This window comes from Pseudomonas sp. RW409, assembly GCF_003184125.1.
Classification (GTDB): Bacteria; Pseudomonadota; Gammaproteobacteria; order Pseudomonadales; family Pseudomonadaceae; genus Aquipseudomonas; species Aquipseudomonas chlororaphis_I.
In genome coordinates this window covers 157,880-179,955 of sequence record NZ_QHHP01000007.1, presented here as the reverse complement: position 1 = coordinate 179,955, position 22,076 = coordinate 157,880, and the positions used below count along the sequence as shown (strand labels likewise).

The following is a 22,076-nucleotide window of genomic DNA, read 5'->3' as shown; positions in this document are numbered from 1 at the left end:
GGGATAAAACTGATGGAGGTCAGTCTAGGCCAAGTATCGGGTAGTAAACCAGACATGGCGCCTGGCGTCTTACCCGATAACGCTGGTGGCGTGTCAGCTGGCGCTGGCAGTGTCCGCGGCTTGTTCGCCGAGCTTGTCGGCCAGGCGAACGAAGGCTGCCAGGTCCAGTTGCTCCGGACGCAGGCTGCCATCGACACCGGCGGCTTCGATCTCGGCGCTGGAAAGCAGGGCCTTGAGGGTATTGCGCAGGGTCTTGCGGCGCTGGTTGAAGGCTTCGCGGACGATGCGCTCCAGCAGGCGATGATCCTTGGCCGGGTGCGGCAGTACCGCATGTGGCACCAGGCGGACGATAGCCGAGTCGACTTTCGGTGGCGGATTGAATGCGCCAGGGCCGACGTTGAACAGATGCTCCACGCGGCAGTGGTACTGGACCATGATCGACAGGCGGCCCCAGTCACCACCGCCCGGGCCTGCGGCGAGGCGCTCTACCACTTCTTTCTGCAGCATGAAGTGCATGTCGCGGATCAGGCTGGCGTTTTGCAGCAGGTGAAAGATCAGCGGGGTGGAGATGTTGTAGGGCAGGTTGCCGACCACCCGCAGGCTGCCGGGGGCGGCATTCAGGCTGTTGAAGTCGAACTTCAGGGCGTCGCCCTGGTGCAGGCTGAAATTGTCCCGGCCGGCGAACTGCTGGTTGAGGATCGGCACCAGGTCCTTGTCCAGCTCGACCACGTCCAGCTGGGCGCCGCTGTTGAGCAGGCCTTCGGTCAGGGCGCCCTGGCCCGGGCCGATTTCCAGCATGCGGTCGCCGGACTTGGCATTGATGGAGCGCAGGATGCGGTCGATCACGCCGGCGTCATGCAGGAAGTTCTGGCCGAAGCGCTTGCGCGCCCGGTGCTGGTATTGCTCGGTCATAAACGGGTCTCGGCCATCTGATAGGCGGTTTCCAGGGCGACTTTCAGGCTGCCGGTATCGATCTTGCCGCTGCCGGCCAGATCCAGGGCAGTGCCGTGGTCGACCGAGGTGCGGATGATCGGCAGGCCCAGCGTCACGTTGACCGCGGCGCCGAAGCCTTTGTATTTCAGCACAGGCAGCCCTTGGTCATGGTACATCGCCAGCACTGCGTCGCAGTGCTCCAGATATTTGGGGGTAAACAGAGTGTCGGCGGGCAGGGGGCCGCGCAGGTCCATGCCTTCGATGCGCAGACGCTCCAGGGTGGGTTCGATGATATCGATTTCTTCATGGCCCAGGTGTCCGCCTTCGCCGGCATGCGGGTTGAGCCCGCAGACCAGGATACGTGGCTGGGCGATGCCGAATTTGTTGCGCAGGTCTGCATGCAGAATGCGTGTAACCCGCTCCAGGCGCTCCGGAGTAATGGCGTCGGCAATGTCCCGCAGGGGCAGGTGAGTGGTCACCAGTGCCACGCGCAGGCCATGGGTGGCCAGCATCATTACCACTTGTTCGGTATGCGTCAGGTCGGCGAGAAACTCGGTATGACCGGAAAAGGCGATACCGGATTCGTTGATCACCCCCTTGTGCACCGGGGCGGTAATCATGCCGTCGAAATGCCCGTCCAGACAGCCTTGGCCGGCCCGGGTCAGGGTTTCCAGGACGAATGCGGCGTTGGCCTTGTCCAGCTGACCGGCGACGACCTTGGCCGACAGCGGGGTATCCCAGACATAGAGGCTACCGGCGGCGGCCGGCTGGTTAGGCCAATTGTCGGGGCCGACCGCAATCAGGCTGACGGCCACACCCAGCTGCGCGGCCCGCTCGGTAAGCAGGTCGCGGCTGGTGATGGCGATCAGGGGGTGTGGCTGTTCTTGCGAGGCGAGCAACAGGCACAGGTCGGGACCTATACCGGCTGGCTCGCCGGGGGTGAGCGCGAAACGCTTGGGTTTCACTGTGCCGCCTGGTCAGCGCCAGGAAGTTTGATCTCGACGTAGGCTTCGTCGCGAATCTGGCGCAGCCAGGTTTGCAGCTCTTCGTCGTATTTGCGGTTACGCAGCACAGTCATGGCTTGTTGTTCGCGAGCCTGGGTGGTGCTGTCGGTGGCGCGGCGGCCAAGGACTTCCAGTACGTGCCAGCCGTAGGGGCTCTGGAACGGCTTGGACAGTTGCCCTTGCGGGGTCTTGGCCATCACGTCGCGGAACTCGGGCACCAGGGCGTTCGGGTCGATCCAGTTGAGGTCGCCACCGTTGAGGGCGGAACCCGGATCTTCCGAGTAGCTTTTCGCCAGTTCGGCAAAGTCTTCGCCGGCTTCGATGCGCTCGTAGAGCTTCTGGGCCAGGCGTTTGGTTTCTTCTTCGCTGCGAATCTCACTTGGCTTGATCAGGATGTGACGGACATGCACTTCGTCACGCATCTGATTGCCGCCGCCGCGTTTTTCCAACAGCTTGAGGATGATGAAACCGCCTGGAGTGCGGGCTGGCTGGGTGATATCGCCCACTGCCATGGCGCTCAGTTCGCGGTCGAACGGAGGGGGCAGTTGAGCGGCTTTACGCCAGCCCATGTCGCCGCCTTCCAGGGCGTTGTCGCTACCCGAGCGGGCGATGGCCAGCTGAGCGAAGTCGGCGCCTTGCTTGAGCTGCTGATAGATATCCATGGCCTGGCGCGCGGCGCTCTGAATCGCTTCGGAGTTGGCGCTTTCCGGGGTTGGAATCAGGATATTGGCCAGGTGCAGCTCTTCGGACAGCTGCATCTTGCCCAGGTCGGAGGCGAGGAAGTTCTTCACTTCCTGCTCGGAGACCTGAATGCGTTCGGCAACACGGCGCTGGCGCACACGGCTGATGATCATCTCGCGGCGAATCTGCTCACGGGCGTCCTGATAGGATAGGCCATCACGAGCCAGGGCGGCGCGGAACTGATCGGGGGTCATGTTGTTGCGTTGGGCGATGGTGCCGACGGCCTGGTTCAGCTCTTCATCGGTAATGCGGATGCCGGAGCGTTCGCCGATCTGCAGTTGCAGGTTTTCGACGATCAGGCGTTCCAGTACCTGCTGGTTCAGGACCTCGGCAGGAGGCATGCCGCCGCCGCGCTTGGCGATGGTTTGCTGAACTTCGTGAACCCGTTGGTCCAGCTGGCTCTGCATGACCACGTCGTTATCGACGATGGCTACCACTTTGTCGATGGGTTGTACCGCAGCGCTCGCCGCGGTACCCAGGAACAACGCGCCCAGCATCAGCGGGCGCAGACAATCAGAAAGCTTGGTCTTCACGTTCACGGTAACCTTGAATGCCTTTGTCGAGGAAGCTCTCTACCTTGGCGCCGGTCAGGCCGCCGAGTCCTTTCAGGACGATTTGGAGGAAGATGCCATGGTCGCCTTTCTCGTTCTGCGGGGCGTCTTGACTGAATTCGTCATACTTGACCCAGTAACGGTTGATCAGGCGCAGTTTCCAGCAGCAGTTGTCGTATTCGAAACCACCGAAGGCATCGAGGGTACGGTTGCGGTTGTAGTCGTACTGCCAGCGGCTGATCAGGTTCCATTGCGGCACGATCGGCCAGATCACCGAGAAGTCGTGCTGCTTGATCTTGTAATAGTCCTTCACGTAGCCAGGAGTGCCTGGGGTGCCGTAGTCACCGCCACCCACCGACCATTTACCTGTGGACTGGTCATAACGAACCAGGTCGTTGCGATAACGATAACCGGCGTTGATGACCTTGTTCGGGTTGTCTTCCGGCTGGTAGTGGAACATTGCACTGCCGGAGCGTGGGCTGTGGCTGTCCGGATCCCAGTTGTAGTCGGCAGTGGTGCGCCAGTCGCGGTTCCAGCGGTACTCGTATTCCAGTGCGTAAGGCGAAACATTGGAGTGTGCGTCATCGCGGGTCTTCGCATCGATACCCGGCAACTGGACTTCGCGGTCCTTGAAGTACAAGGCCTGGCCGATGCTGATGCGTTGACGTTCAAAGCCGTTTTCTTCGATCCAGCGGTTGGTGACGCCGAGAGAGAGTTTGTTCTCGTCGCCTACACGGTCGGAGCCGGTGAAACGGTTATCACGGAACAGCGACGAGTAGTTGAAAGTAGACTCGCTGGTATCGAATACCGGGATATCGCTCTGGTCTTTCTCCGGTACATAGAGATAGTAGAGGCGTGGTTCCAGGGTCTGACGGTAGTTCTTGCCGAACCATTGGGTGTTGCGGTCGAAGTACAAGCCACTGTCGATGCTGGCGATAGGCACGCCACGGTTCTGGTTGCTGCTGTAAGTGCCATTCAAGCGATCTTGTTCTGCGGTTTGTGCAGCGACCTGGCTCTTGCCGATACTGTCCAGATCCAGATCGTACTGGGTGTACTGATACTTGAGGGACGGCTTCAGGAAGCCATAGGTCCAGTTAAGAGGGAGGCTTACAGACGGTGCAAGATTCAGACGGTTGCCATTGGCACGTGCCAGACCTTGAACGTTGCGGTCGAGTCTCGGTGCGCCGACACCATTTTCATCAAAGAACGTGCCGTTCTGCAGGTCACGATCAAACCGAACGATTTCGGTTTCATATTTAAAGTCCAGCCCACCCGGATGCTGCGGCAAGAAACCATTCAAGGTGATTTGCGGCAGACGGTTGTAAGGCGTGATGTTGGAAACTGTGGCCAGTTCATAAGCCTGGGCATTGAGGCGCGCGGTATAGGTATCGCCGCGGTAGGTCACTGCACCCTGCTGGTTGATGTAATCACGACTTTCCACACCGATCTGGTCGGTTTGCAGATCCTGGAAGTAGTACGGGTCGCTGATCTTGGTGTAGTCGACCTCGGTCATCAGACGCGAATCGAGCCCGCCCTTGTGCTGCCAGTTGTACATGTAGCGGGTTTTTTCGTAGTCCGACTGCAGCTTGCGGTCGTCGTTTTCGTCGTTGAGGTATGCCGCGCCGAACTGACCTTCGCTGGACTTGGTCAGGTAGCGGAATTCGCCTTCCATCAACAGGCCGCGCTTGCTCATGTAGCGCGGGTACAACGTGGCGTCGTAGTTCGGCGCCAGGTTGAAGTAGTACGGGGTAACCAGCATGAAGCCGGTATCGCTGCCGCTACCGATGGTCGGCGGCAGGAAGCCGGACTGGCGACGGTCGTCGATCGGGAAATAGATGTACGGCGTGTACAGGACTGGAATGTCCTTGACGCGTAACGTCACGTTGGTCGCAGTGCCAAAGCCAGTCGCCGGGTTCAGGGTGATGTTGTTGCCCTTGAGCTGCCAGGCGTTGCTGCTTGGTTCGCACGTGGTGTACGTACCATCCTTGAGACGGATGATCGCGTTCTCGGCACGCTTGGCGTACAGCGCGTTACCGCGGATGCGCGATTTGTGCATCACGTATTCGGCGTTGTCGACCTTGGCCTCGCCGGTGTCCAGCTGTACATCGGCATGATCGCCGACCAGCAGGGCGCCGTTGTCGCGCAGGCGGACGTTGCCGTTCAGCTCGCCACGATTCTCGGCCTGGTACAGGTTGGCCTCGTCGGCCTCGACCTGCATGCTGCCCTGGCGCATGACCACGTCACCGGCCAGGGTAGCGATCTGCTGCTCCTGCTGATAACGCGAAGCCTTGGCGCCGATAAAGGTCGGGGCGTCACTTTTATTCGTCTTGTCATTCATGCCAGGACGAATCGGTTCGATATAAGCACCAGCGCAGTAAGGGCCGGTCTCGGCCAACTGGGCGGCGGTCAACTTCTCGCGCGGAACCCAGTCGAGGTGACTGTAGTCTTCGCTGCGGGACTTCAGGCCGCGGCCCTTGGATTCGGTAACCAGCATCGGCTTGGCGCCGGTGTCTTCGCTGGTTTCGCCGCCTTCGGCCGATGTAGCGGTGCTCGAACTGACCGCACTCGCGTCATGCACAGGGCGCGGAGGCAGTTGAGCGGCGCTGGTTTTCGGCGCGCAGTCCCAGCCGCCCGAAGCAGAGACTGAGCAGTCATACTGTTCTGCGGCGACCACGAACGAAGTGGCTAGGGGTTGCAGGGCCAGCAGACTGCCAGTAACCAACAACGGAAATTTTTTACGAAACGCGGGGGATTTCAATGCCATCTTATTAGTCCGGGCTTCCTGCGTGCCATCTGCCCGCGGTGTGGGCCGCACGCCTCTCGATGGTCTGAAAAAGATGCTGGATAATAAAGCATGACCCGCTTGACGGCTAGCGCCGTCGGAGACCCTTGCAATGCCTGACCAAGATGTACGCTTGCAACACCTGAAAGTTTGGCTCGATGAGCAGTTGTCGATTGTTTATGCCTCCAACGGATGGGGCCCCGTGCCCCCGGCCACATTGACCGCGGCCAGCAGCGACGCGAGTTTCCGGCGGTATTTCCGCTGGGAAGGCGAAGGCCGCAGCTTTGTGGTGATGGATGCTCCACCGCCCCAGGAAAACTGCAAACCCTTCGTGGATATCGCCCATCTGTTGGCAAAATCCGCAATCAATGTGCCGAAAATTTATGCAGAAGATTTGTCGCGCGGCTTTCTTTTGCTCAATGACCTGGGTAACAAAACCTATCTGGACGTGATCGACGGCGAAAATGCCGACGCCCTGTTCAAGGATGCGCTGCAAACCTTGCTGGCTTTCCAGCAGTTGCCGATGGATGCGCCATTGCCCAGTTATGACGTTGCTTTGCTGCGCCGTGAACTGGAGCTGTTTCCCGAGTGGTACGTGGGACGCGAGCTGGGCGTCGAGCTGAGTGAGCGCCAGCGCGGCCAATGGCAGCGGGTCAGCGAGCTGTTGATCGAAAGCGCCCTGACCCAGCCCAAGGTGCTGGTGCATCGTGACTATATGCCGCGCAACCTGATGCTCAGCGAGCCCAATCCGGGCGTGCTGGATTTCCAGGACGCGGTCTACGGCCCGGTGACCTATGACGCCACCTGTCTGTTCAAGGATGCCTTTCTCAGCTGGCCCGAAGCACGGGTGCGCGGCTGGCTGGAAGACTACTGGCAGCAAGCGTCCCGGCTCGGGATCGCGGTACAGCCCGATTTCGAGGATTTCCTGCGCGCCAGCGACCTGATGGGCGTACAGCGCCATCTCAAGGTGATCGGGATCTTCGCGCGGATCTGCCACCGCGACGGCAAGCCCCGCTACCTGGGCGACGTGCCGCGTTTCTTCGCTTATATAGAAGCCGTCGTGGCTCGTCGGCCGGAGCTGGCGGAGTTGGGTGAGCTGTTGGCCAGCCTGCGTCAACCGGTCGGAGCCTGTGTATGAAGGCAATGATTCTGGCCGCGGGCAAGGGCGAACGGATGCGCCCCTTGACCCTGACCACCCCCAAGCCGTTGATCCGCGCCGCCGGTGTGCCGCTGATCGAGTATCACTTGCGAGCACTGGCCCGGGCGGGCTTTACCGAAATCGTCATCAACCACGCCTGGCTGGGGCAGCAGATCGAGGATCACCTGGGCGATGGTTCGCGCTTCGGCTTGAGCATTCGCTATTCGCCGGAGGGCGAGCCACTGGAAACCGGCGGCGGTATTTTCCGCGCCTTGCCGTTGCTGGGCGACGAGCCCTTTGTGGTGGTCAACGGCGATGTCTGGACCGATTACGATTTCCGCTCGTTGAACCGTCCGCTGGACGCGCTGGCGCACCTGGTGCTGGTGGATAACCCGGCTCACCACACCGCCGGGGATTTCGTCCTCAGCGATGCCCGGGTGCGGGACGCCGAGCCGGGCGCGCAGACCCTGACCTACAGCGGGATCGCGGTGTTGCACCCGGACCTGTTCCAGGGCTGCACACCGGGCGCGTTCAAACTGGCACCCCTGCTGCGCAAGGCCATGGCCGATGGACAGGTCAGCGGCGAGCGTTTGCAGGGTCACTGGGTCGATGTCGGTACCCATGAGCGCCTGGCAGAAGTCGAAACCTTGTTAGAAGCGAGTCACTGATATGTTGTGGCCAGGGACTCTGATCGGAGCCGGGGCTGGCTTTGCCATTGCCAGTATCCCGGGGGCCATACTGGGAGCGTTGCTGGGACAGGCGCTGGACCGGCGCCTGCAACTGCATAGCTGGGCCCAGGTGCGTGAGCGTCTGGGCGGTCGACCGGCGCTGCGCAACGATGAACTGCTGTTCGTACTCTTGGGGCGGTTGGCGAAAAGTGATGGCCGGGTGGTCGATGGGCATATCCAGCAGGCGCGTCTGGAAATGCGCTCGCTGGATATGAGTGAAGTCGCGCAGCGCCGCGCCATTGCCGCGTTCAATCGGGGCAAGTCGGGCAACGATCGGTTGCGGGGCTACCTGCGACGCCTGGCGGCGCAGCCTCATGCCGCCGAGGGTGTATTGCGCGCATGCTGGCGGATGGTCTGGGCCGATGGCCGGGCCAGCCCCGCCGAGCGTGAGCTGATCCAGCTCTGGGGCAAGTGGCTGGGCTGGACTGTGCAGCAGGTGCAGGCGTTGGCGGCGGACTATGAGCCGAGCAAAAAACCGTTGGCCAACAGCAGTGGCACTTATCAGGACGCATTGCGCCTGCTGGGTGTCTCGGCGACCAGCGAACCCTCGCAGATCAAGCGCGCCTACCGGCGCCTGCTCAGCCGCCATCACCCGGACAAGATTGCCGGCAGCGGTGCAAGTCCGTTGCAGGTGCGGGAAGCCACGGAGAAAACCCGCGAGCTGCACAGCGCTTACGCGTTGATCCGCGAGCGTCGGGATTTTCGTTAGAGAGACTCGTTAGAGGGAAATGCCTCGCGTTCGGCTCCACCCCTGTCAAAACAGAAGCGGGGCCGGGCGCGGCGGGGTTCAGTCTTGTGTGGGTTGCGGACTCAGCCAGCCGCGTACGCGTCTGAACAGCTGTTCGTTTTCAGCCGTGCTGTTGCCCGGCAGGGCGTTGAGCGAGACCTGGGTGAAGTTGGCGTTCTTCAGGCGCTTGCTCGCTTGCAGACGTTCCAGGGCGCTCTTGCGAGCCTGCGCGTTGTCCTTGTAGAAAAAGTCGGCGGTCGCCAGCTTCAGGGTCGGGGTCAGTTCCGCCAGTCCGGGCTTGCCGATGGACGGAGTCTGGGCAGCCACCAGTACCAGTTTCTGAATCTCCGGCGGCTGTTTTTCGCTCAGGTAGCGCGTGGCCCAGTAAGCGCCGCTGCCATGACCCAGCAGCACAATGCTGCGGGCATTCTGCTGCTGGGCGTAGGTCACCGCCGCGTCGATACGGGCAAAGATTCGCTCGGCATCGGCCTTGGCCTGTTCTTCGCTGCTCTCCACCACCGCGCGATCGGCAATCTCGGCTTCGCCACCGGCGGCCTGTTCGATCGGCTTGGGCGCTGCCGTGGCGGCATCTTTGCTGCTAGTGTCGGCGGTCGCGGGCGCAGGTTCGGCCTCGACGATGCGCGGTTGCGTCGCATCGCTCTGCAGGTCGGGCAAGGTCAGGCTCAGGCTGCTCCAGTCGGCGTCCGGCAATCTGTTGCGCAAAGGGCCGATTGCTTGAGGCCAGTCGGCGGTTTCGCCTGCGCCGGGGATGATAATCACCGCGCCCTTGGGGTCGCTGCTGTTGGCCGGTTTCCACAGGGCCAGAAAGCTCTCGCTGCCGGCTTGCAGTGACTGTTGTTCGCCGGGCGGTATGACGCGTTCGAGGGCCGCGGCATCTTCCTGGCTACGCTCAAGGAGCGGCTGGCGCTCGGCCGGTTTTTCCACGGCAGCCTGTTCTGCCGGGGCGGGTTGCGGATCCTCGGCCTTGACCGAAAAGGCACAAGGCAGGATCAGCGACAGGCACAATGCAGGCAGTGCCGTGCGGTGGACAAGGGGCATCGGTTATTCCAGGCCAGAAGTAATCCCGGCAGCCTAATGGGTTGGTCAGTATTTGTCAGTGTGTGAGACTTCAGATGATGCGTTTTCGCTGCCTGCTGGTTATCGGCTGTATCTGCCTTCCCTTGATGGCCTGGGCGGTGCCTGCGCCGCATATCGCCCAGGCGCAGTGGAGCCCCGCGCAGCAGCAATGGCTGGAACAGCACCGGGAACTGCGGGTCGGCGTGGTGCTCCAGGCCCCCTACGCCCAGTACGACCGTCGGCTGCAACGCTTGTCTGGCGCCAATATCGAACTGATGCAGTGGCTGGCCCAGGCGATGAAGGTCGAGCTGAGTTGGCGCAACTTTGCCGATCAGGCGCAGCTGGAAGCGGCGGTGCGCGCCGGTGAAGTCGATATGGCCCCGGGCTTGAGCCAGACCCCGGCCGGCTTGCGGCTCTGGCAGTTTTCCGATCCCTACATGCGTGTCCCGCAACTGGTGGTCGGCGAGCAGAAGGGCGCCGGCGCGGTGGAGCTGGAAAAGCTTAACAGCCAGACTCGCGTGGCGGTGCGCATGCCCAGCGCGGTGGCGGACTACCTGCGTGCGACTTACTCCAATCTCAATCTGCAGGGCGTGCCCCTGGAGCGCCAGGCCCTGCAATTGCTGCTTAGCCAGCAGGCGCGTTATGCGGTGATCGATGAGGCGCAGCTCAGTCGTTTGTCGGCGGAACCGGAATTCGCCGGCCTGGCGGTGGTGGGCGATATCGGCCTGCCGCAACTGCTGCGGGTGGCTACCCGGCGCGACTGGCCCGAGCTGGCGGATATCGTGCAACGCGCCTTGCACGGTATCGCCGCCAAGGACCTGGAGCAGTTGCACAATCGTTGGCTGCAGCCCAAGTATCCGCGGCTGAGCGAGTCCCGCGGTTTCTGGCAGAACCTCAGTCTGTTGCTGGCCGTGCTGCTGTTGGCGAGCATGGCCATCGTGATCTGGCAGCGCCGCCAGCAACAGGCGCTCGAGCAGCGGTTGCTGACCACCCGCGAGGACCTGGCCCGGCGCGAGGCCAGTGAAGAAGCCTTGCGCCTGACCCAGTTTTCCATCGACCAGAGCACGGTGGGCATTCTCTGGGTCAACTGGGACAGCCATGTACGCTACGCCAACCGCGCGGCCGAAAGCATGCTGGGTTATGCGTCGGGGGCGGTGGTCGACCGGCCGTTGAGCGACTTCGAACCCAACCTGCACATGGACCGCTGGCTTGGCCTGTGGAAGCGCGCGCGTGCCAGCGAGGACGCGCCGCCCAGCTTCGAGACCCAGTGTGTCCGCGCCGACGGCAGCATCCTGCCGGCCGATGTGTCGCTGAGCTTTCTGCGCTTTCGCGATGGCGAGTACCTGGTGGTTTACCTCACTGACGTCACCGAGCGTCGTCGCGCCCTGGCCGCCCTGCAGGAAAGCGAAGCGCGGTTGCAGGGGATCGCCGCCAACGTACCGGGGCTAGTGTTCCGCCTGGAACGGGCGCCGGTGACCGGGCAGATCGATTTCGCCTACATCAGCGAAGGCAGCGAGAGCCTGGTGGGTTACTCCCCAGCGACCCTCAGCCACCGCGACATAGGGCTGCGCAGCCTGGTGCACCCGGAAGATCGGGCCAGTTACCACCAGACCCAGGACCATGCCCTGGACACCGACAGCGACTGGTCCTGGCAGGGGCGGATCCTGACCCGCCAGGGCGAACAGCGCTGGGCGGAAATCAAGGCCATCACCCGCCAGCTCGAGGACGGCGCCTATGTCTGGGACGGTATCGTCTGGGACATCAGCGAAAGCAAGCGCATCGAACTGGAACTGGCCAGCTCGCGCGAGCAACTGCGCGAGCTATCGGCGCACCTGGAAAGCGTGCGCGAAGAGGAAAAGGCTCGTATCGCCCGGGAAGTGCACGACGAGTTGGGGCAGATGCTCACGGTGCTCAAGCTGGAGACCTCGATGTGCGAGCTGGCCTACGCGCAACTCGATCCGGGGCTGCACGAACGCCTGAACAGCATGAAGCGCCTGATCGCCCAGCTGTTCCAGCTGGTGCGCGATGTGGCCACGGCCTTGCGCCCGCCGATTCTCGATGCCGGCATCGCGTCGGCCATCGAGTGGCAGGCGCGGCGTTTCGAGGCGCGCACGCAGATTCCTTGCCTGGTGCAGGTGCCCGACAATCTGCCGGTGCTCAGCGACGCCAAGGCCATCGGTCTGTTCCGCATCCTTCAGGAGGCGCTGACCAACGTGATGCGCCATGCACAGGCGCATACTGTCGAACTGACCCTGAGCCTCGAGCACAATCAGCTGTGCATGACCATCAGCGACGACGGCCAGGGTTTCGTAGTCGAGGCCGGGCGGCCGACGTCCTTCGGTCTGGTGGGCATGCGCGAGCGGGTGCTGATCATGGGCGGCAGCCTGACCCTGGACAGTCAGCTGGGCGAGGGCACCACCCTGAGCGTTACTGTGCCGCTGGACCTGTAGGCGCGAGCAGACTCGCCGCTGCAGAGATCATCACTAATAAGAAGAGGTACGAGCTGTGATCCGTGTACTGGTAGCCGAAGACCACACCATCGTTCGCGAAGGCATCAAGCAGTTGATCGGCCTGGCCAAGGACCTGACGGTGGTGGGGGAGGCGAGCAATGGCGAGCAGTTGCTGGAAACCCTGCGCCACGTGCCTTGCGAGGTGGTGCTGCTGGATATTTCCATGCCTGGCGTCAACGGCCTGGAGGCGATCCCGCGGATCCGCGCGCTGAACAATCCACCGGCGATCCTGGTGCTGTCGATGCACGACGAAGCACAGATGGCGGCCCGGGCGCTGAAAGTGGGAGCGGCCGGTTATGCCACCAAGGACAGCGACCCGGCGCTGCTGCTGACGGCGATTCGCAAGGTGGCGGCAGGCGGGCGTTATATCGACCCGGAACTGGCCGACCGGATGGTTTTCGAAGTCGGCCTGACGGATACCCGGCCCCTGCATTCCCTGCTGTCGGAGCGTGAGTTCTCCGTGTTCGAACGGCTGGCCCAGGGTGCCAACGTCAACGATATCGCCCAGCAGCTGGCCTTGAGCAGCAAGACCATCAGCACCCACAAGGCGCGGCTGATGCAGAAACTCAACATCACCTCCCTGGCCGAGCTGGTGAAGTATGCGATGGAGCACAAGCTGCTTTGAATGGATCTGTAGCCGCTGCCGCAGGCTGCGATCGACAGCGCAGCTGTCGCTAAACCTGGCCCTGGGGATTTTCAGCTCAATCGCGCTGCCTGGATCACGAGTGCTTCGCCCTCGATCGCAGCCTGCGGCAGCGGCTACACGTACCCATTTGCGACACGAAAACCGGCTTATGGCCATGATCGCCGTCAGGCGTGTGCCGGGACTTGTCCAATCGCGCCATCCTTGTAGGGGGATTCCTACAAGGAACCTTCCATCCGACTGAGGCCAATCTCTCATACCCCCCGATTTGCGCGGCTTGTGGCCTCCACTAGGCTTAGTCCACAGCCGTCAAAAAACAAAAGGTGTGGGTATGAGCGAGGTCGATTCAAGCGCTGGGGCGAGTGATGTACTGGTCAGTTTCCGTGGTGTGCAAAAGAGCTACGACGGCGAAAACCTGATCGTCAAAGACCTCAACCTGGAAATTCGCAAAGGCGAGTTCCTTACCCTGCTCGGGCCATCCGGCTCCGGCAAGACCACCAGCCTGATGATGCTGGCCGGCTTCGAGACCCCGACCGCCGGGGAAATCCAGCTGGCCGGGCGGGCGATCAACAACGTGCCGCCGCACAAGCGCGATATCGGCATGGTGTTCCAGAACTATGCGCTGTTCCCGCACATGACCGTGGCCGAGAACCTGGCGTTCCCGCTGTCGGTACGTGGCCTGAGCAAGACCGACATCAGCGAGCGGGTCAAACGCGTGCTGAGCATGGTCCAGCTCGAATCCTTCGCCCAGCGTTATCCGGCGCAACTGTCCGGTGGCCAGCAGCAGCGGGTGGCCCTGGCCCGGGCGCTGGTGTTCGAGCCACAGCTGGTGCTGATGGACGAACCCCTCGGCGCGCTGGACAAACAGCTGCGCGAACACATGCAGATGGAAATCAAGCACCTGCACCAACGCCTCGGCGTGACCGTGGTCTACGTGACCCACGACCAGGGCGAAGCCCTGACCATGTCCGATCGGGTCGCGGTGTTCCACCAGGGCGAAATCCAGCAGATCGCCCCGCCACGCACCCTTTACGAAGAACCGAAGAACACCTTCGTCGCCAACTTCATCGGCGAGAACAACCGGCTCAACGGCCGCCTGCACAGCCACAGCGGCGACCGCTGCGTGGTCGAGCTGGGGCGTGGCGAGAAGGTCGAGGCGCTGGCGGTCAACGTCGGCAAGACCGGCGAGCCGGTGACCCTGTCGATTCGTCCGGAGCGCGTGAGCCTCAACGGCTCCAGTGAAAGTTGTGTCAACCGCTTCTCAGGGAGGGTTGCGGAATTCATCTATCTGGGCGACCACGTCCGGGTTCGCCTGGAAGTCTGTGGCAAGACCGACTTCTTCGTGAAACAGCCGATTGCCGAGCTCGATCCTGCGCTGGCAGTGGGCGATGTGGTTCCGCTTGGCTGGCAGGTCGAGCACGTTCGCGCGCTCGACCCACTTCTAGAGGCGCATTGATCGCCCCCTTGCTTCACCAACCCTGCACGTGGAGAGAACAATAAATGTCGAGATCCCTGAAATTCACCGCTTTGACATTGGGCCTGATGGGCGCGGCGCACGCGATGGCGGCGGGCCCGGACCTGACCGTGGTGTCCTTTGGCGGGGCGAACAAGGCGGCTCAGGTCAAGGCCTTCTACGCCCCCTGGGAGGCGGCAGGCAACGGCAAGATCGTCGCTGGCGAATACAACGGTGAGATGGCCAAGGTCAAAGCCATGGTCGACACCAAGAGCGTGTCCTGGGACCTGGTGGAGGTCGAGTCGCCGGAGCTGTCCCGCGGTTGCGACGAAGACATGTTCGAGCAGCTCGATCCCGAGCTGTTCGGCAAGGCCGAAGATTACGTCAAGGGCGCGATCCAGCCTTGCGGCGTGGGGTTCTTCGTCTGGTCGACCGTCCTGGCCTATAACGCCGACAAGCTGAAGACCGCGCCGACCAGCTGGGCGGATTTCTGGGACACCAAGAAATTCCCGGGCAAGCGCGGCCTGCGCAAGGGTGCCAAGTACACCTTGGAATTCGCCCTGATGGCCGACGGCGTGGCGCCCAAGGATGTGTACAAGGTGCTGGCTGGCAAGGACGGTCAGGATCGCGCCTTCAAGAAACTCGATGAGCTCAAGCCAAGCATTCAGTGGTGGGAAGCCGGCGCCCAGCCGCCGCAGTACCTGGCTTCCGGTGACGTGGTCATGAGCTCGGCCTACAACGGCCGGATCGCCGCGGTACAGAAGGAAAGCAACCTGAAGGTCGTGTGGAACGGCGGTATCTACGACTTCGACGCCTGGGCCATTCCGAAGGGCCTGGACAAGACCCGCGCGGAAGCTGCGAAGAAATTCATCGCCTTCTCGGTGCAGCCGCAGCAGCAGAAGACCTACTCGGAAAACATCGCCTACGGTCCGGCCAACACCCAGGCAGTCCCGCTGCTGGCCAAGGACATCCTGAAAGACATGCCGACCACCCCGGAAAACATCGCCAACCAGGTGCAGATCGACGTCAGCTTCTGGGCTGACAACGGCGAGCAACTGGAGCAGCGCTTCAACTCGTGGGCGGCCAAGTAAGGCGTCATGCATGGGCAGCGTCACCTGTGGGTGACGCCGTTACCGTTTAAAGATTTGCGGAGTTCGTCATGGCCATTAGCGTTCCCCTGAACGAGGTCACCAGCCCCAGCCTCAAGCAGCGCCTGGCGCGTGCCGAGCGGGTCAACCGCTGGAAGGCACAAGCCTTGATCGCGCCTCTGGTGCTGTTCCTGCTGCTGGTGTTTCTCGTGCCTATCGCAGCGCTGCTGTACAAGAGCGTCGGCAACCCGGAAGTGGTCGAAGGCATGCCGCGTACCGTGGTCGCCGTGGCCGGTTGGGACGGACGCGGCCTGCCGGCCGAACCGGTGTACAAGGCACTGAGCGAAGACCTGGCCGAAGCGCGCAAGCAGCAAACCCTGGGCGACCTGTCCAAGCGCCTGAACATGGAGTTGGCCGGCTATCGCAGCCTGCTGACCAAAACCGCACGTGCCTTGCCGTTCAAGGAGGAGCCGGCTTCCTATAAGGAAGCGCTGGAAGCCATCGACGAGCGCTGGGGCGACCCGGCCTATTGGCAGGCGGTACGCCGCAACACCAGCAGCCTGACCCCGTTCTACCTGCTGGCCGCCGTCGACCATCGGATCGACGACCTGGGGGAGATCGCCCCGGCGACCCCTGACCAGGCCATCTACCTGGATATCTTCGCCCGGACCTTCTGGATGGGCCTGGTGATTACCGGCATCTGCCTGGTGCTGGCTTACCCCCTGGCGTACCTGCTGGCCAACCTGCCGGCGCGCCAGAGCAACCTGCTGATGATTCTGGTGTTGCTGCCGTTCTGGACGTCGATCCTGGTGCGTGTGGCGGCGTGGATTGTGCTGCTGCAATCGGGTGGCCTGATCAACAGTGCGCTGATGGCCATGGGGGTGATCGACAAGCCGCTGGAGCTGGTGTTCAACCGCACCGGGGTCTACATCTCCATGGTGCACATCCTGCTGCCGTTCATGATCCTGCCGATCTACAGCGTGATGAAAGGCATCTCGCCGACCTATATGCGCGCGGCGATTTCCCTTGGCTGCCATCCGTTCGCCAGTTTCTGGCGGGTGTATTTCCCACAAACCTATGCCGGCGTCGGCGCCGGCTGCCTGCTGGTGTTCATCCTTGCCATCGGCTACTACATCACCCCGGCGCTGCTGGGCAGCCCGAACGACCAGATGGTCAGCTACTTCGTCGCCTTCTACACCAACACCAGCATCAACTGGGGCATGGCCACTGCGCTGGGCGGCCTGCTGCTGTTGGCGACCATCGTGCTGTATCTGATTTACAGCTGGCTGGTGGGCGCCAGTCGCCTGCGCCTGAGCTAAGGAGAGAATCGAAATGCTGAGCCCTTACATGTCGCCCGTCGAGCGGATCTGGTTCTACAGCTTGCGGATTCTCTGCGGCTTGATCCTGTTGTTCCTGATCCTGCCGGTGCTGGTGATCATTCCGCTGTCGTTCAACTCGGGCAGCTTCCTGGTGTACCCGCTGCAAGGCTTCTCGCTGCAGTGGTATCACGACTTCTTCGGCTCGGCGGAATGGATGCGTGCCCTGAAGAACAGCATCATCGTCGCCCCGGCGGCCACGGTACTGGCCATGGTCTTCGGCACGCTGGCGGCGATCGGCCTGACCCGCGGCGACTTCCCCGGCAAGGCACTGGTGATGGCGCTGGTGATTTCGCCGATGGTGGTGCCGGTGGTGATCATCGGCGTGGCCAGCTACCTGTTCTTCGCGCCCCTGGGCATGGGTAACAGTTTCTTCTCGCTGATCATCGTCCACGCCGTGCTGGGTGTGCCTTTCGTGATCATCACGGTCTCGGCCACTTTGCAGGGCTTCAACCAGAACCTGGTACGGGCCGCGGCCAGCCTCGGCGCTTCGCCGCTGACGGCGTTCCGCCGGGTGACCCTGCCGTTGATTGCGCCGGGGGTGATCAGCGGCGCGTTGTTCGCCTTTGCCACCTCGTTCGATGAAGTGGTGGTCACGCTGTTCCTCGCCGGCCCCGAGCAAGCCACCTTGCCCCGGCAGATGTTCAGCGGCATCCGCGAAAACCTCAGCCCGACCATCGCTGCCGCGGCGACGCTGCTGATCGCCTTCTCGGTGATTCTGCTGCTGACCCTGGAATGGCTGCGTGGCCGCAGCGAAAAACTGCGTACAGCACCGGTCTGATCGCCACGGACAGATCGCTCCCGCACCGACCGTGGGAGCGATCTGTTACGCCATTCATTGGCTGAATGGCAGACAACCCCGAATCCCCAGCTACTCTTGTGCCAGCTTCCCCCCTTTATAAGAGGCCGCGCACATGAGTCTTTCCTCTTTCAAAATCGCCCACAAACTGCTCACCGGTTCTGCCGCCATCGAGCAACTGTCCACCGAACTGAGCCGCCTGGATGTCGATAACCCGCTGATCGTCACCGATGCCGCGCTGGTCAAGTCCGGCACCGTGGAGCTGGCGCTGGCGCAGTTGGGCGGGCGTGACTACGAGATTTTCGACCGCGTGCTGCCCGACCCGGAAATCGCCATCGTCGAAGACTGCATGCAGGTTTACCGCGAAGGCGGGCACGACGGGCTGATCGGCCTGGGCGGCGGCAGTGCCATCGATATCGCCAAAAGTGTCGCGGCCTACGCCGGTTATCACGGGGCGCTGGAAGACCTGTTCGGTATCGACCAGGTGCCGCGCAAGGGGCCGCCGCTGATCGCCATCCCCACCACGGCCGGCACCGGCTCCGAAGTCACCAATGTGGCGATTCTCTCGGACAAGGTCGCGCAGCTGAAAAAGGGCATTGTCAGCGACTATCTGTTGCCGGATGTGGCGCTGGTCAGCCCGCAGATGACCCTGACTTGCCCGCGCAGTGTCACCGCCGCCAGCGGTGTCGATGCCTTGGTGCACGCCATCGAGTCCTACCTGTCGCTCAACGCCTCGCCCATCACCGACTCCCTGGCCATTGGCGCCATCCGGCTGATCGTCCAGGCGCTGCCCAAGGCCTACGCCAATCCTGCCCACCTCCAGGCCCGCGAAGATATGGCCACCGCCAGCCTGATGGCCGGTATGGCTTTCGGCAACGCCGGGGTCGGCGCGGTGCACGCGTTGGCGTATCCACTGGGCGGGCGCTTCAACATCGGCCATGGCGTCAGCAATGCCTTGCTGCTGCCGTACGTCATGACCTGGAACAAGATGGCCTGTGTCGAGCGCATGCAGGATATCGCCGAGGCCATGGGGGTGAAGACCGCTCATCTGAGTGCAGCCCAGGCTGCCGACAAGGCCGTCGAGGCCATGACCCAGCTTTGCGCCGCGGTGGAGATTCCAGCGGGGCTGCGCAGCTTCGGGGTGCCGGAGGAGGCCATTCCGTCCATGGCGGTAGAGGCCGCGGGGATCGAGCGCCTGATGCGCAACAACCCGCGCAAGCTGAGCCCGGGCGACATAGAGAAGATCTATCGCGCGGCTTACTGATCATCGCAGTCACGGTGCGCGCGCCAAAGCATGAGGTATACAATGCGCGCCACCGTGATTCTGCTCAAAAAGGTGCGTCATGCAGCCCTTCGCAATTGCTCCGTCGATCCTCTCCGCCGATTTCGCCCGCCTGGGCGAGGAAGTGGACAATGTTCTCGCCGCTGGCGCCGATATCGTGCACTTCGATGTCATGGACAACCATTACGTACCCAACCTGACCATCGGCCCGATGGTCTGCGCTGCCCTGCGTAAGTACGGCATCACCGCGCCGATCGACGCCCACCTGATGGTGAGCCCGGTGGACCGGATCATCGGCGACTTCATCGAGGCCGGTGCGACCTATATCACCTTCCACCCGGAAGCCACGCTGCACGTCGACCGTTCCCTGCAGATGATCCGCGAAGGCGGCTGCAAGGCCGGCCTGGTATTCAACCCGGCCACCCCGCTGGACGTGCTCAAGTACGTCATGGACAAGGTCGACATGGTCCTGCTGATGAGCGTCAACCCGGGTTTTGGCGGCCAGAAGTTCATTCCGGGCACCCTCGACAAACTGCGTGAGGCCCGTGCCCTGATCGACGCTTCCGGTCGCGATATCCGCCTGGAAATCGACGGCGGGGTGAATGTGAACAACATCCGCGAAATCGCTGCCGCGGGTGCCGATACCTTCGTGGCGGGCTCGGCGATCTTCAATGCGCCGAACTACCAGGATGTGATCGAGAAGATGCGCGCCGAACTGGCGCTGGCGCGTCCATGAGCGGTTTCGAGCAGTTGTTCCCGGGGCGTCTGCCACGACTGGTGATGTTCGACCTGGATGGCACCCTGGTCGATTCGGTTCCCGACCTCGCGGCGGCCGTGGACGACATGCTGCTCAAACTGGGGCGTCCGCCCGCCGGTATCGAATCGGTGCGTGAGTGGGTCGGCAATGGCGCGCAGATGCTGGTGCGCCGGGCCCTGGCCAACGACATCGCGGCGCAGGGTGTCGACGATGTCGAGGCCGAGCGCGGGCTGGAGCTGTTCAACAGCGCCTATGAGGATGGCCACGAACTGACCGTGGTCTATCCTGGCGTGCGCGACACCCTCAAATGGCTGCACAAGCAGGGCGTCGAAATGGCGCTGATCACCAACAAGCCGGAGCGTTTTGTCGCGCCCCTGCTGGATCAGATGAAGATCGGCCGTTATTTCCGCTGGATCATCGGTGGCGATACCCTGCCACAGAAGAAACCCGACCCGGCCGCCCTGTTTTTCGTCATGAAAATGGCCAGTATCCCGGCCTCGCAATCGCTGTTCGTCGGTGACTCGCGCAGCGACGTGCAGGCGGCGAAAGCTGCGGGTGTGAAATGCGTGGCATTGAGCTATGGCTACAACCACGGACGGCCGATTGCCGAGGAAATGCCGGCCCTGGTGATCGACGATCTGCGCCAGCTAATTCCCGGTTGCCTGGATCCGGCCGCTGAGATAACGTTGCCCGACGCTGTTCAATCCCCTCCTGGAAACGCCATCGTGGTGGTTACTCGCAAACTCTGGATGAAAGTCATCAAGGCCCTGGCCCGCTGGCGTTGGCGCGCCTGACTTGTTCCTGGCCGGTCTTCCGGCGCGTTTGCATACCTGACTGTCAGAACCTCAAGCCACGAGGCACCCCATGATCCGCGAAGAATTCCTGCGTTTGGCCGCTGCCGGCTACAACCGCATCCCGCTTGCCCGCGAAACCCTGGCCGACTTCGACACGCCGCTGTCGATCTACCTGAAACTGGCCGACCAGCCCAACTCCTACCTCCTGGAGTCGGTGCAGGGCGGCGAGAAGTGGGGCCGTTACTCGATCATCGGCTTGCCCTGCCGCACCGTGCTGCGGGTGCATGACCACCATGTCAGCATCACCGTCGATGGCGTCGAGACCGAAAGTCATGACGTGGCCGATCCGCTGGCGTTCGTCGAAGAATTCAAGGCGCGTTACCAGGTGCCGACCATCGCGGGCCTGCCGCGTTTCAACGGTGGCCTGGTCGGCTATTTCGGCTACGACTGTGTGCGTTATGTGGAGAAGCGTCTGGGCAAGTGCCCGAACCCGGATCCGATTGGCGTACCGGACATTCTGCTGATGGTCTCCGACGCCGTGGTGGTGTTCGATAACCTCGCCGGCAAGATGCACGCCATCGTCCTCGCCGACCCGTCCCAGGACAATGCTTTCGAGCAAGGCCAGGCGCGCCTGCAGGCGTTGCTGGAGAAGCTGCGCCAGCCCACCACCCCACGTCCTGGCCTGGATTTCAGCAAGCAGCAGGCGTCCGACCCGGTGTTCCGCTCCAGTTTCACCCAGGGTGACTACGAGCGTGCCGTCGATACCATCAAGGAGTACATCCTGGCGGGCGACTGCATGCAGGTGGTGCCGTCGCAGCGCATGTCCATCGACTTCAAGGCGGCGCCGATCGACCTGTATCGCGCATTGCGTTGCTTCAACCCGACGCCTTACATGTATTTCTTCAACTTCGGCGACTTCCATGTGGTCGGCAGTTCGCCGGAAGTGCTGGTGCGGGTCGAAGACAACCTGATCACCGTTCGCCCGATCGCCGGTACTCGCCCACGCGGTGCCAACGAAGAGGCGGACCAGGCGCTGGAGATGGACCTGTTGTCCGACGACAAGGAAATCGCCGAACACCTGATGCTGATCGACCTGGGGCGCAACGACACCGGGCGGGTTTCCGAGATCGGTTCGGTGAAGCTCACCGAGAAGATGGTAATCGAGCGTTATTCCAACGTGATGCACATTGTCTCCAACGTCACGGGCCAGTTGAAGGCCGGACTGACCGCGATGGATGCGCTGCGGGCGATTCTGCCGGCGGGTACCTTGTCGGGCGCGCCGAAAATCCGCGCGATGGAAATCATCGACGAGCTGGAGCCGGTCAAGCGCGGTGTGTATGGCGGGGCCGTGGGTTATTTCGCCTGGAACGGCAACATGGACACCGCCATCGCCATTCGTACGGCGGTGATCAAGGACGGCGAACTGCATGTGCAGGCCGGTGGCGGCATAGTCGCCGACTCGGTGCCGGCGCTGGAATGGGAAGAAACCCTGAACAAGCGTCGCGCCATGTTCCGCGCGGTGGCCTTGGCCGAGCAAACGCCTGACAGCTGAGCTGGATATCGGGCGATAAAAAACGCTGCCTCCTCACGGGGGCAGCGTTTTTTATGGCCTGCAGTTTAGAAGTCGAGACTGACCCCGACGTTGATGCCTTGCTGGGTGAAGTCATCGTCCTTGCGGATGTTGTAGCTGGCA

18 protein-coding genes are annotated in these 22,076 nt (G+C 62.5%); 13 read left to right on the top strand and 5 right to left on the bottom strand.

Features of this window, described 5'->3' with window-relative positions:
- Window positions 1-93 precede the first annotated feature (93 nt).
- From rsmA to DK261_RS07995, 4 genes are read right to left on the bottom strand one after another with little or no spacing between them, the layout of a single operon-like run.
- The gene (rsmA, locus tag DK261_RS08010) at window positions 94-912 is read right to left on the bottom strand and encodes a 16S rRNA (adenine(1518)-N(6)/adenine(1519)-N(6))-dimethyltransferase RsmA (protein ID WP_009051161.1); all 819 of its coding nucleotides are present in this window, start codon (window positions 910-912) and stop codon (window positions 94-96) included.
- Complete coding sequence (pdxA, locus tag DK261_RS08005; RefSeq protein ID WP_110175538.1) at window positions 909-1,898, bottom strand: 4-hydroxythreonine-4-phosphate dehydrogenase PdxA; 990 nt, start codon at window positions 1,896-1,898, stop codon at window positions 909-911. The genes rsmA and pdxA overlap by 4 nt, the downstream gene beginning before the upstream one ends.
- A complete protein-coding gene (gene surA, locus DK261_RS08000; RefSeq protein WP_038636958.1) occupies window positions 1,895-3,211 on the bottom strand; it encodes a peptidylprolyl isomerase SurA in 1,317 nt (438 codons plus the stop codon). Before surA ends, pdxA begins: the two co-directional genes overlap by 4 nt.
- Window positions 3,192-5,993: an LPS-assembly protein LptD gene (locus DK261_RS07995; RefSeq protein ID WP_038636369.1), complete on the bottom strand. Its 2,802-nt coding sequence runs from the start codon at window positions 5,991-5,993 to the stop codon at window positions 3,192-3,194. Before DK261_RS07995 ends, surA begins: the two co-directional genes overlap by 20 nt.
- 130 nt (window positions 5,994-6,123) lie before the next feature.
- Between DK261_RS07995 and DK261_RS07990 the strand changes: the two genes are divergently transcribed.
- From DK261_RS07990 to DK261_RS07980, 3 genes are read left to right on the top strand one after another with little or no spacing between them, the layout of a single operon-like run.
- Entirely contained in the window at window positions 6,124-7,149 is a 1,026-nt protein-coding gene (locus DK261_RS07990; RefSeq protein WP_110175537.1) for an aminoglycoside phosphotransferase family protein, read from the top strand.
- Window positions 7,146-7,817, top strand: coding sequence for an N-acetylmuramate alpha-1-phosphate uridylyltransferase MurU (gene murU, locus DK261_RS07985; protein WP_016704061.1), 672 nt, complete (start codon window positions 7,146-7,148; stop codon window positions 7,815-7,817). The genes DK261_RS07990 and murU overlap by 4 nt, the downstream gene beginning before the upstream one ends.
- A gap of 1 nt (window position 7,818) precedes the next feature.
- Window positions 7,819-8,586 carry a TerB family tellurite resistance protein gene (locus DK261_RS07980; RefSeq protein WP_110175536.1) on the top strand — a complete coding sequence of 256 codons (768 nt, stop codon included), beginning with the start codon at window positions 7,819-7,821 and terminating at the stop codon, window positions 8,584-8,586.
- A 78-nt stretch (window positions 8,587-8,664) separates the two neighbouring features.
- On the opposite strand, the gene DK261_RS07975 is transcribed toward DK261_RS07980, so the two are convergent.
- Window positions 8,665-9,663, bottom strand: a complete 999-nt coding sequence (locus tag DK261_RS07975; RefSeq protein WP_110175535.1) for an alpha/beta hydrolase family protein — start codon at window positions 9,661-9,663, stop codon at window positions 8,665-8,667.
- Window positions 9,664-9,737: 74 nt separating this feature from the next.
- Between DK261_RS07975 and DK261_RS07970 the strand changes: the two genes are divergently transcribed.
- The 10 genes from DK261_RS07970 to trpE all read left to right on the top strand — a co-directional run bounded on the left by DK261_RS07970 (window position 9,738) and on the right by trpE (window position 21,935).
- On the top strand, window positions 9,738-12,131 hold the full coding sequence (locus DK261_RS07970) for a PAS domain S-box protein (protein ID WP_110175534.1): 2,394 nt from the start codon (window positions 9,738-9,740) through the stop codon (window positions 12,129-12,131).
- 55 nt (window positions 12,132-12,186) lie between these two features.
- On the top strand, window positions 12,187-12,816 hold the full coding sequence (locus DK261_RS07965) for a response regulator transcription factor (protein WP_007926150.1): 630 nt from the start codon (window positions 12,187-12,189) through the stop codon (window positions 12,814-12,816).
- 349 nt (window positions 12,817-13,165) lie between these two features.
- Window positions 13,166-14,290 carry an ABC transporter ATP-binding protein gene (locus DK261_RS07960; RefSeq protein ID WP_009051151.1) on the top strand — a complete coding sequence of 375 codons (1,125 nt, stop codon included), beginning with the start codon at window positions 13,166-13,168 and terminating at the stop codon, window positions 14,288-14,290.
- Window positions 14,291-14,334: 44 nt separating this feature from the next.
- Complete coding sequence (locus DK261_RS07955; protein WP_009051150.1) at window positions 14,335-15,378, top strand: ABC transporter substrate-binding protein; 1,044 nt, start codon at window positions 14,335-14,337, stop codon at window positions 15,376-15,378.
- A gap of 68 nt (window positions 15,379-15,446) precedes the next feature.
- Window positions 15,447-16,694 (top strand): ABC transporter permease, encoded by a 1,248-nt coding sequence (locus DK261_RS07950; RefSeq protein WP_009045872.1) that lies wholly within the window; start codon window positions 15,447-15,449, stop codon window positions 16,692-16,694.
- Window positions 16,695-16,707: 13 nt separating this feature from the next.
- Window positions 16,708-17,532, top strand: coding sequence for an ABC transporter permease (locus DK261_RS07945; RefSeq protein WP_110175533.1), 825 nt, complete (start codon window positions 16,708-16,710; stop codon window positions 17,530-17,532).
- A gap of 133 nt (window positions 17,533-17,665) precedes the next feature.
- Window positions 17,666-18,814, top strand: a complete 1,149-nt coding sequence (locus DK261_RS07940) for an iron-containing alcohol dehydrogenase (protein ID WP_016704057.1) — start codon at window positions 17,666-17,668, stop codon at window positions 18,812-18,814.
- Window positions 18,815-18,893: 79 nt separating this feature from the next.
- Window positions 18,894-19,568: a ribulose-phosphate 3-epimerase gene (gene rpe, locus DK261_RS07935; protein WP_009051147.1), complete on the top strand. Its 675-nt coding sequence runs from the start codon at window positions 18,894-18,896 to the stop codon at window positions 19,566-19,568.
- Complete coding sequence (locus DK261_RS07930; protein ID WP_009051146.1) at window positions 19,565-20,383, top strand: phosphoglycolate phosphatase; 819 nt, start codon at window positions 19,565-19,567, stop codon at window positions 20,381-20,383. Before rpe ends, DK261_RS07930 begins: the two co-directional genes overlap by 4 nt.
- Before the next feature lie 70 nt (window positions 20,384-20,453).
- Entirely contained in the window at window positions 20,454-21,935 is a 1,482-nt protein-coding gene (gene trpE / locus DK261_RS07925) for an anthranilate synthase component I (RefSeq protein ID WP_110175532.1), read from the top strand.
- Window positions 21,936-22,076: the final 141 nt, after the last annotated feature.